This is a genomic window from Mycobacterium sp. 1245111.1 (assembly GCF_001673405.1).
Classification (GTDB): domain Bacteria; phylum Actinomycetota; class Actinomycetes; order Mycobacteriales; family Mycobacteriaceae; genus Mycobacterium.
The window spans coordinates 1-10024 of the sequence record NZ_LZLV01000164.1 but is presented as its reverse complement, the minus strand read 5'-3'; the positions used below and the strand labels follow the sequence as shown (position 1 = coordinate 10024).

Here is a 10024-nt window from a genome sequence, read left to right as displayed (position 1 = left end):
CGTCGCGCTCGGCGGGACTCTGCACCAGCACCTACCCGACGTCATCGGGCACAGCGGACACCGAGCGGGCAACGCGGTGTTCACCACGCTGCCGGTGCGCACCGTCGCCGGTACCCGGTTGGCCTCGCTGGTGGGCGAATCGGTCGACGCGCGCTGCTATCACCATCAGGCCATCGCCGATCTCGGCGAGGGTTTGGTGGTCAGCGGCTGGGACGCGGACGGCGTGGTCGAGGCATTGGAACTGCCCGGGGACGACTTCGTGCTCGCCGTGCAGTGGCACCCCGAGGAAAGTTTGGACGACCTGCGACTGTTCTCGGCGATCGTCGAGGCCGCGCGGGTGTACGCGGAGAAGGAGTAGCGAGTGGACCTCACGCAACGGCTGGCCGGCAGGGTCGCGGTGGTGACCGGGGGTGCGGGCGGCATCGGGTTGGCTTCGGCGCGCCGGCTGCGTGCCGAGGGCGCCACCGTGGTGATCGCCGACATCGATGAGCGCGCCGGCACCGCAGCGGCCGACGAAGTGGGTGGTTCGTTTGTGGCGGTAGATGTTTCGGACGAGGCATCGGTCAACAACCTGTTCGACACCGTGGCGACTGGCCACGGGGCGGTGGACATCGCGGTCAACAACGCCGGCATCTCGCCGCCGGACGACGATCTGATCGAGAACACCGAACTGCCGGCCTGGCAGCGGGTTCAAGACGTCAACCTGAAATCGGTGTACCTGTGCTGCCGGGCGGCATTGCGGCATATGGCGCCCGCAGGACGCGGGTCGATCGTCAACATCGCCTCATTCGTCGCGGTGATGGGTTCGGCCACTTCGCAGATCTCCTACACCGCGTCCAAGGGCGGCGTGTTAGCCATGTCGCGCGAGCTCGGCGTGCAATATGCCCGCCAAGGCATCCGGGTTAATGCACTGTGTCCGGGGCCGGTGAATACCCCACTGCTGCAAGAGCTTTTCGCCAAAGACCCCGAGCGCGCAGCCCGGCGGATGGTGCATGTGCCGATGGGCAGGTTCGGCGAGGCCGACGAAATCGCGGCCGTCGTAGCATTTTTGGCCAGCGACGACGCATCGTTCATCACCGCGGCGAGCTATCTGGTCGATGGCGGCATCAGCGCCGCGTATACCACGCCGCTGTAGACGTCAGACGCCGCCCCAGTGGGTAGGCTGGGCGCGAGTCGTTGCGAACTGCGAGAAGGGAATCGGGACAACGAATACCAGGGGGAAGCCGACGCGTGCGGGGGAAGTCCGGCGGCAGGCCGGGGCGGTCGCGACTGCGGTGCGGACCGACGACGGGTTGCGCTGGGAGGTGCGTCGTGATCGCGACGGGCTGACCCGCCATACGGAATGTCTTGCACAGACGAGCCATTGGCGCAAGTCGTGACGCTGTTCTACCCGGATTGCAGTAACAACAATTGGTCATCGGCACAGGACGCGGTTCGCTTCCTCGAACAGCTCGTGCCGGAGGGCTTTAGCGGCATGTGCCACAAGGTATCCGAGGGCAACTATTACGAGGATCCGTACTGGCCGACGGTCCAGCAGTGGTGCCAGCGCAATAATCTCCCGCTGATCGGCTACCACTATGTGACGACCAACGACGCCGCGTCGCAGGCTCAAACCTGGAAGGGCAACAACGGCGGAACCCTGGCGATGCTGGACTGGGAAGAAAACGGCGGCAACCTGTCGAACCTGACTGCCGTGGTCGATGCTTTCAACGCCGCGGGCATCACCGTGCAGCTGGGCTACTACCCGCAGTGGTACTGGAGCCAACAGGGTGGCGGCGACCTTTCCGGCCTCGCCAACGCGCTTGTGTCGTCCGGCTACCCGGACGGGTCCGGTTACGCCTCAACCATTTACGCGAACTCTGGCGGCAATTCCGGCAGTGGATGGGTACCCTACGGCGGAGCTACCCCAGCGGCGTGGCAATTCACCAGCAGCGCGGACATCGCAGGTTTCACGGTCGACTGCAACGCCTATCTGGGTGCGGACATCGCTGTCCTATTCGGCACCGCGCTTTCCGCGCCCACCACGACATCCTTTTAGTAACACCGTACAGCTGCAGCGACGACGCGACGTGCATCAGCCCGAGTATTACGGCGCCGTGGTGTCGCCGTCAGCCGGCCGCCGGTGACGCCACGATCACCGTTGGGCGGAACCCGTATTTGGGTGCACTGTCTACGAGGGAGTTGGCGGCCGAACTGATGATCGGCATCCCGGGCATGCCCGCCACGGCCGCAGGCGGAACCGCGAGGGCCGCTCCTCCCAACGGTGCCGGCGGCTGGCTCACGGTGGGGGCTACCGGGACCCAACTGGGCGGCACTGCCAGCGGGCCGATTGTCGTGCCACCGCCCACGGTCGCCGACACGGCGCCGCCCAGACCGCCGAGCTCACCCAGACCCGCGGCCGGGGCCGCGAGCGCGCTTCCGACGCCGTCGGCCGCCGCTCCCGCGGCGGCACTTCCGGCGGCTTCCGAAGCCGCACCGGCGTTTCCGAGCCCAACGAAATCCGACATGGTGCCCAGAAAGTTGCCCGGCATGTAGAAGCCCGAGGAGAACATCGTGTTAAGGCCGTTGTCGTTGAGGAAGGCTCCCAACGGGGACCCGTCGGCTCCGGACAGGAAACTCAGGATTCCCGCCGGCGTGGTCAGGTTGGTTCCGCCCAGCCCTAGCCAGTCCATGATGCCGTTGAGACCCGAAGTCGAGGATGTCGACGTCGCGGGGGAGGCCAGCTGCTGCAGTGCGGCGGGGACCGAAGACACCAGCTGCGACAGCGTCGCCTGCGTCCCCGTGCCGGTTGCCTGACCCACCGTCGCGGCCTGCGCTGCCGCGGCAGTTGTCGTCGTGGTCTCCGGGGGTTGAGCAAATGGCGTCAATGTCGTTGCAGCTGATGATGTTCCAGCATAACCGTACATCGCTGCGGCATCTTGGGCCCACATCTCGGCATAGTGGGCTTCGGTGGTCGCGATCGCCGGCGTGTTCTGGCCGAGGATGTTGCTCGCGACCAGCGACGCCAAAAGTGCACGGTTGGCGGCGATGACCGGTGGGGGTACCGTCGCGGTGAATGCAGCCTCGTAAGCACAAGCTGCCGCTTGGGCTTGGTGGGCGGCCTGTTCTGCCTGCGCTGCAGTGGCATTCATCCATGACACGTATGGCGCGGCGGCGCCAACCATCGAAGCCGATGCCCGACCCCGCCACGGCCCGCTGGCGAGGCCGGAAATCACCGAGCCGTAATCACCCGCCGTCGAAGCCATCTCGGTGGCTAGGTTGTCCCAGGACACGGAAGCCGCGATCATCGGCCCGGAACCTGGACCGGCGTACATCAGCCCGGAGTTGACTTCCGGGGGCAATGTTGCGAAATCCATTGCAGCACTCCTTAACCTGTAGCGACAGCGTTGTCGATCTCAGTAGCGGCGTAGGATTCGGAGCCGGCGCTCAACATTGACACGAACATCTCGTGGATCACCGCGGCTTGGGCGCTGACCGCTTGATACGCGCGCGCATGCGCGGCGAATTGCATTGCCGTCAAGGCTGATACCTCGTCGGACGCGGCCGGGATCAGACCCGCGGTGGGGACCAGCGCTGCGGTGTTCTGCGCTTGAATTCTCGAGCCAACAGATTGAAGGATGTCCGCTGCGGCGGACACGGTTTCCGGTACGATAGATAAGAACGACATCAAACTCTCCTCTGGATTAGCGCGCACGACGACTACGCAGGGCCGGGGTTCGGTCTGCGTGAAAGTGCTTTGGCACAGGCTGATTGCAGACAGCCGCCACCTCGACAGGGACCGGATGAAAACTGCGGTCTTCGATTTGTGTCAATGGCGCAAGCCGCTTGTTCAGGTCAGAGCTGCATCAACCCTGGGTTGGACACCCGAATCTGGCGCGGTGGTGATCGCGACCTGGGGTGAACCCGGGCCGACTCCTCAACGCGTCTCAGCCGACGCGTTCGGCCTGCATCGTCCACTTCTGCTCGATGCGCGCATAGCGCCAGATCAGCAAGGCGCCGGCCCATGTCACCACGAACAAACCGACGATGAGGAAACCAATTGCGTTGAGGTCGACACCGCCCAGCCAACCCCAAAACCCGCCCGTCCAGCCCAATTGCCCGGCGAGCAGCCCGAGCAATTCGACGCTGCCGATGAGCAATGCGACCACCACCGAAAGACCGGTGATAGTGATGTTGTAGTAGACCTTGCGAACGGGATTGGAAAACGCCCAACCGTAGGCGAAATTCATGAACGAGCCGTCGATGGTGTCCAACAGGCACATGCCCGCGGTGAACAGCACCGGCAGGCACAAGATGGCATACCACGGCAGACCGGCCGCCGCGCTGGTGCCGGCCAGCACGAGCAGCGCGACTTCGGTTGCGGTGTCAAAGCCTAGGCCGAACAACACTCCGATCGGATACATGTGCCACGACGCGGTCACCGATCTGGTGAAGCGGCCGAGCACGCGATTCAGCAGCCCTCGGTTATTCAGCTGCGCTTCAAGCTCATCGTCGTCATAGTGGCCGCGGCGCATCTGCGCGAACACGCGCAAGATACTCACCAGGATGACGACATTGATGATGGCGATCAAATACAGGAACACTCCCGAAACGCCGGTGCCGATCAAGCTTGTGTAGTGATGCAATGCCGACGAGTCCTGCTCGACCGGTCCGACGATGGCCTTGAGTCCGAATGCGATCAGGAGCGCCAGCCCGAACACGACCGAAGAGTGGCCGAGCGAGAAGAAGAATCCGACGCCAAGCGGCCGCTGCCCGTCGTTCATCAGCTTGCGGGTGGTGTTGTCGATCGCGGCGATGTGGTCGGCATCGAATGCGTGGCGCAACCCCAGGGTGTAGGCGGTTAAGCCGATGCCGACGCCGAACGCTTTGTCGCCGATGCTCAAATGCGCCGGCTCAACGACGAGTACCAGTGTGCCCCAACCGATCACATGCAGTGCGATGATCATCGTGAGCATCGAGCACAGGCGCAGCCACTCGTCGGACGTCAGAGTGAGCCTCAGTCGAGAGAGCGACGATGGTTGCCTGCTGAGTGTGTCAGCGGCCATGTCGCGTCCCATCTGAAATAAACCCCGACCGAATTTGACGCTAAACCTCCTGCACACGATTCGCAAGAACTTTGCAAGTATTTCGCAGGTGGACTGGTGAGCTATCCGGTAATGTGCGGCCCCCGCTGCCGTCAGCCCCGAAAGGTGATCAGCGGGATCGACATCTCAGCGGGCGTCGCGCCGCCGTGCAAGCCGACCAGCTGGGCAACTTCGGGCGGTTCCCGTCGGCTCGCCAGCACCGCAGTGTCGCGATTGCAGATAACGACAACGTCGCCGATGCGGGCCAGGTGCTCGGGCCGTACTGGTCCGAAAAGCCCAGCGACGACGGCGTTCTCGCGGCTGTAAACCTCGGCTCGGCCGCCCAGGAGTTCGGTCCAGGTGGCGATGACGTCGGGCGCCGCGCCCGGCTCGGTATGCAGATAGCGGACCCGCGGCTCGCCGGCGACTACCCGCACACCGGCCGACAGCAGCGGGTCAGCGTCCAGGTCGATCCGCTCGTCCACGTTCACGCCACCGTGGTCGGCGGTGACCAGCATCGCGGCGTCGGACGGCAGCGCGTCGAGCAAACGGGTCAACAGCGCGTCGACATAGGCCCCCGCGGCGTGCCACTCCGCTGACCCGACGCCGAACAGGTGCGCGGCGGTATCCAAGGCCGAGGTGTAGGCGTAGACCAAACCCGTTGCGGTGCTGATGTGTTCGGCAACCGCGCTGGCATAGTCGTCGTTATGGTTGGTGGGAAAGAATTGCGCGCCGCGGTAGGCGGATTCGGTCAGCCCGCTTCCGATGAATGGCGCCGGCAATACGGCGCGGGCGTCGACACCGGCGCGCCGTAGGCGTTCGAACCACGTCGGGACGGGTTGCCACAGGGCCGGCGGGGGATCGTCACGCCAGAAGATGTGAGCGAGCACCCGGTCGGTCTCGGGGATGTTGACGGTGAAACCCAGGATCCCGTGCTGGCCGGGCGCGACACCGGTACCCAATGACGCCAGACTGGTCGGTGTGGTGGACGGGAAGGTGCATTCGAGTTCGTCGAGCCGCCCAGTGTCACCGGCCAGCACCGCCGTCAGCAACGGCGCATCAGCAGCCAGTTCTGGCAGTAGGTGCCAGCCCATCCCGTCGACCAGGACGACAACAACGCGGCGTACCTCGCCGACCCACTCGGTCACGGTCAGTGCGTCTACCGCTCGGGGAACTGAGAGCAATGCAGCAGCGGCGGGGAGTACGTCGCAGATCGAACCTCGCGGCACGTCGGACACGATGTCAGTCTGACAGTGCCCGATCCGGTCATTGCCTGCGATTCGACGATCGGCTGCGTGATACTGGATAGGTGGCCAGGCCTTCGGCTTTGGATCCGGTCGTCACCGAGCGAATCGGCGAGCTGCTGCGTGCTCATGGTCTGCGCCGGATGGCCTCCCGGATCGCGGTCTTGGCCGTGCTCGAGCCGGTGCACGGTCACCTCTCGGTTGCCGAGATCGACCAGCGGCTGCACGCGTGCCTGCCGGCCGAAGATCAGCCGCCGGACTTGGCGACGATCTACCGGACCGTGACCACGCTGGTCGACCAGGGTGTGCTGCATGCGCTGACCCTGGAGGGCGGGGTCACCACCTATGGGCTCGCCGCTGACCCGCACCACCACGCGGTGTGCACGCGCTGCGGCTCAATCATCGAAGTGCCCGCAGGACGGCTGGCATCTGCGCTGCAACACGCGATGGCCGGTAGTTCGTTCACGCTGTCCGAGCGCGCCGGCCTCACCCTGCATGGACTGTGCCCGCAGTGCCAGGATGAACCCGACCGGCCACGCCCGCCGCGTAGCTAGACGCGCGCCAACCGCTGATTCGTCGCCTGGAGCTGACGGGTGGTGCTGTTGGCCAACGCCTCGATCTGTTCGGGTTGCAACCGACCGCATAGCCGTCCCCAGTGCATCGCGATCTCGTCGCCGACGCCCACGTCGGGCACCGCGCTATACCCATCGGTCCAGACATCGACGGTACGAGCCACGGGATCAGACAGACCCAGCGCGATTCCATCCCAGTCCAGCCGTCGACACGACACCTCGACATTGCCGCCGTAGCGGGAAAGCACCGTTCCCCAGCTGATCCGGCAATTGTCAAGCACGCTCAACGGGTGCTCGTCGAGGCGTCCGCCGTGTCGGCCCAGCAGCCACGACCACGGATAGACACCGAACACGTGGAAGCAGTGGTTGGCGGCCGCCTCGCACGCCAAGTCGGCGGTGAGGTGCCCCCAATACCGGCTCGCCTTTGGGCCGATGATGGCCAGCAACTCCTCGACGAACTGATCCGGATCGAGCTCGGCGCCGATCCCGGCCCCGAGCCAGTACGACTCAACAAGCCGGTAGTCCAGCGGATCGTTGATACCGGTCATCGTCGCGAGCACGCGTAGGTAGGGCCAGGCTCCCGAAAACGTCGTCGCGGCCAACCGCACATCCTCGACCGACCCGTCGCGCAACGTCGCTCCCAGCGGTGGACCGCAAAAGCCCAGCGCGTTGGGGGCATACGCGTAGCGGGCGAACATCTCTGGCCCGCGATCGTTTTCGGTCGGTGCAGCCACCGTCACGGCCGTCCGGAGGATCCCACCAGCTTGACGGCATCGCGATGCATGCGGCCGAAGTTGTAGTAAGCCGCGCAGGCCCCCTCGGGCGACACCATGCACGTTCCGATCGGAGTCTCCGGCGTGCAGGCGGTGCCGAAAACCTTGCATTCCCAAGGCTTGAGCACACCCTTGAGCACCTCACCACACTGGCAGGCCTTGGGATCGGCGACCCGTACGCCGGGCATCGAGAATTGCAGCTCGGCGTCGAAGTCGGCGAAGTCATCGTGCAACCGCAGCGCGCTTTGCGAGATGAACCCGAGCCCGCGCCATTCGAAGTGCGGGCGCAACGCGAACACCTTGCCCATCAGCGCCAGTGCGGCCGGGTTGCCGTGTTCGGGAACCACACGTTTGTATTGATTCTCCACTTCACAGCGGCCCTCCCGAATCTGGCGCAACAACATCGTCACCGCTGCCAGAATGTCCAGCGGCTCGAATCCGGCTACCACTAAAGGCTTTCCGTACTTTTCGGGCACGAATCGGTACGGCCGGTTGCCCACCACCGTCGAGACGTGCCCGGGACCGATGAAGCCGGACAGCCGCAGGTCGGGTGATTCCAGGATGGCCTTGATCGGCGGCACGATCGTGACGTGGTTGCAGAACACACTGAAATTTCGCAGGCCAAGGTCGCGGGCTCGCACCAGCGTCACCGCAGTCGATGGCGCAGTGGTCTCGAACCCGATGGCGAAGAACACCACGTGTCTGTCGGGGTTGTCGACAGCAATCTTCAGCGCGTCCAGCGGCGAGTAGACGAACCGGACATCCGCACCGCGCGCCTTGGCGTCCAGCAAGCTACCGGTTGAGCCGGGCACCCGCATCATGTCGCCGAAACAGGTGAAGATCACGTCGGGTTGACCGGCCAGCCACATCGCATCGTCGATGCGGCCCATCGGGATGACGCAGACCGGGCAGCCGGGGCCGTGAACCAGTTCGACGTTGTCAGGCAACAGGTGTTCGATTCCGTGTCGGTAGATGGTGTGCGTGTGCCCGCCGCACACCTCCATGAACTTGAAGTGATCGGGTCCGCTTCCCGCCAAATGCTCGATCGCGCCCAATAACTTGCGTGCCGCGGCCGGATCGCGAAATTCGTCAACGAATTTCATCGCCTTCCCCCTTAAACAATCGCCGACGAGTCGAAGGCTTCTATTTCGGTTGCGTAGGCCTCGCCAAGCTTCTTGACAGCGGCCAGGGTGAGCAACGCCTCGGTCTCGTCGATCTTGGCCATCGCGAACCCGACGTGCACCAGTACCCAGTCGTCGGGTTCAGGCATGTCGCTTTCCAGCAGTCGCACGCTAATCGTCCGTTGCACACCGCTGACGTCGACCTTCGCCAAATAGTTTGCGGAATCGGTGATCTCAACGATCCGACCCGGAATTCCCAGACACATATGCGGTCTCCTCCCTTCAGCAGATTCGCGGCAGCGGATCGCCGACGAGCATGTCGACTATCCGGGTACCGCCGAATCCGGTACGCAGCACGACGCTTTCCGCCGGCTCGGTGACGATTTCCCCAACCTCAGCCGCCTCGGCACCCAGCGGATGTGACCGCAGCGCGGCTAGCGCTACGTCGGCGTCTTCGGGTGCGACGACCGCGATGAACTTGCCCTCGTTGGCGACATAGAGCGGATCGATACCGAGGAGCTCGCACGCGCCATTCACCATCGACCGCACGGGTAATCGCTCCTCGAACAGCAGCACCCCCAGTCCGCAGGCCTGAGCCAATTCGTTGCAGACCGTTCCGACCCCGCCGCGGGTCGCGTCCCGCAACCAGCGAGTAGATGGCGCGGCAGCCATCAGCGATTCGACCAACGGGCTGAGACATGCCGTGTCGGAATGGATATCGGCCTCGATAGCCAGGTCGCCGCGCGCAAGCATTACCGCCATGCCGTGATCGCCCATCGAACCCGACAAGAGCACCTTGTCGCCGGCGCGTACCAACGCCGGCGACAAGGTGCGCCGTGCGGGAATGACGCCGGTGCCTGTGGTGGTGACGAACATGCCGTCGGCGGCGCCCTTGGGCACCACCTTCGTGTCGCCGGTGACGATCTGCACACCCGCTTTGGCCGCAGCGGCGGCCATGTCGGCGACGATCTCCTTCAGTTCGGCGATCGGGAAGCCCTCTTCCAGCACGAACGCCGCGGAGATCCAGGCCGGGACCGCGCCAGCCATCGCGACGTCGTTGCAGGTGCCGTATACGGCGAGCTCCCCGATGGAACCGCCGGGAAAACGCCTGGGCTGCACCACAAATGAATCGGTAGACATCGCCAGCCGCTCACCGCCGGGCAGCGTGAGGACGGCGCCGTCGCCAAGCGACTCCAGGTGCGGATTGCGGAATGCCTCTACGAACACTGCGTCGACCAGCGCGGCCGAGGC

The 10024-nt window shown here is 64.8% G+C and carries 12 protein-coding genes; 4 read left to right on the top strand and 8 right to left on the bottom strand.

What is annotated here, in order from left to right:
• The 3 genes from A5658_RS27235 to A5658_RS27225 form a co-directional block, all read left to right on the top strand.
• On the top strand, positions 1-358 hold a 358-nt coding region (locus A5658_RS27235; protein WP_197503241.1), incomplete at its 5' end, for a gamma-glutamyl-gamma-aminobutyrate hydrolase family protein.
• Between the two features lie 3 nt (positions 359-361).
• Positions 362-1135 carry a 3-oxoacyl-ACP reductase gene (locus A5658_RS27230; RefSeq protein WP_067342704.1) on the top strand — a complete coding sequence of 258 codons (774 nt, stop codon included), beginning with the start codon at positions 362-364 and terminating at the stop codon, positions 1133-1135.
• 228 nt (positions 1136-1363) lie between these two features.
• Complete coding sequence (locus A5658_RS27225) at positions 1364-2038, top strand: GH25 family lysozyme (RefSeq protein WP_231997467.1); 675 nt, start codon at positions 1364-1366, stop codon at positions 2036-2038.
• A gap of 70 nt (positions 2039-2108) precedes the next feature.
• On the opposite strand, the gene A5658_RS27220 is transcribed toward A5658_RS27225, so the two are convergent.
• The 4 genes from A5658_RS27220 to A5658_RS27205 form a co-directional block, all read right to left on the bottom strand.
• On the bottom strand, positions 2109-3356 hold the full coding sequence (locus A5658_RS27220) for a PPE family protein (RefSeq protein ID WP_067342700.1): 1248 nt from the start codon (positions 3354-3356) through the stop codon (positions 2109-2111).
• Between the two features lie 11 nt (positions 3357-3367).
• Positions 3368-3667 carry a PE family protein gene (locus A5658_RS27215; protein ID WP_067342698.1) on the bottom strand — a complete coding sequence of 100 codons (300 nt, stop codon included), beginning with the start codon at positions 3665-3667 and terminating at the stop codon, positions 3368-3370.
• Between the two features lie 259 nt (positions 3668-3926).
• Positions 3927-5045, bottom strand: coding sequence for a HoxN/HupN/NixA family nickel/cobalt transporter (locus A5658_RS27210; protein ID WP_067342713.1), 1119 nt, complete (start codon positions 5043-5045; stop codon positions 3927-3929).
• Between the two features lie 131 nt (positions 5046-5176).
• The gene (locus A5658_RS27205) at positions 5177-6301 is read right to left on the bottom strand and encodes an alkaline phosphatase family protein (RefSeq protein WP_369830577.1); all 1125 of its coding nucleotides are present in this window, start codon (positions 6299-6301) and stop codon (positions 5177-5179) included.
• A gap of 71 nt (positions 6302-6372) precedes the next feature.
• Here A5658_RS27205 and A5658_RS27200 point away from each other — a divergent pair, with 71 nt between their 5' ends.
• Positions 6373-6861: a Fur family transcriptional regulator gene (locus A5658_RS27200; RefSeq protein ID WP_067342696.1), complete on the top strand. Its 489-nt coding sequence runs from the start codon at positions 6373-6375 to the stop codon at positions 6859-6861.
• Here the strand turns inward: A5658_RS27200 and A5658_RS27195 are convergent.
• From A5658_RS27195 to hypE, 4 genes are all read right to left on the bottom strand, one after another.
• The gene (locus tag A5658_RS27195; protein WP_082993449.1) at positions 6858-7613 is read right to left on the bottom strand and encodes a DUF6390 family protein; all 756 of its coding nucleotides are present in this window, start codon (positions 7611-7613) and stop codon (positions 6858-6860) included. The two genes, A5658_RS27200 and A5658_RS27195, sit on opposite strands and share 4 nt — an antisense overlap.
• A 2-nt stretch (positions 7614-7615) precedes the next feature.
• The gene (gene hypD / locus A5658_RS27190) at positions 7616-8755 is read right to left on the bottom strand and encodes a hydrogenase formation protein HypD (protein ID WP_067342694.1); all 1140 of its coding nucleotides are present in this window, start codon (positions 8753-8755) and stop codon (positions 7616-7618) included.
• Positions 8756-8766: 11 nt separating this feature from the next.
• Positions 8767-9039, bottom strand: a complete 273-nt coding sequence (locus A5658_RS27185) for a HypC/HybG/HupF family hydrogenase formation chaperone (RefSeq protein WP_067342692.1) — start codon at positions 9037-9039, stop codon at positions 8767-8769.
• A 16-nt stretch (positions 9040-9055) separates the two neighbouring features.
• Positions 9056-10024, bottom strand: a 969-nt coding sequence (gene hypE, locus A5658_RS27180; RefSeq protein WP_156751678.1) for a hydrogenase expression/formation protein HypE, incomplete at its 5' end; no start/stop codon positions are given.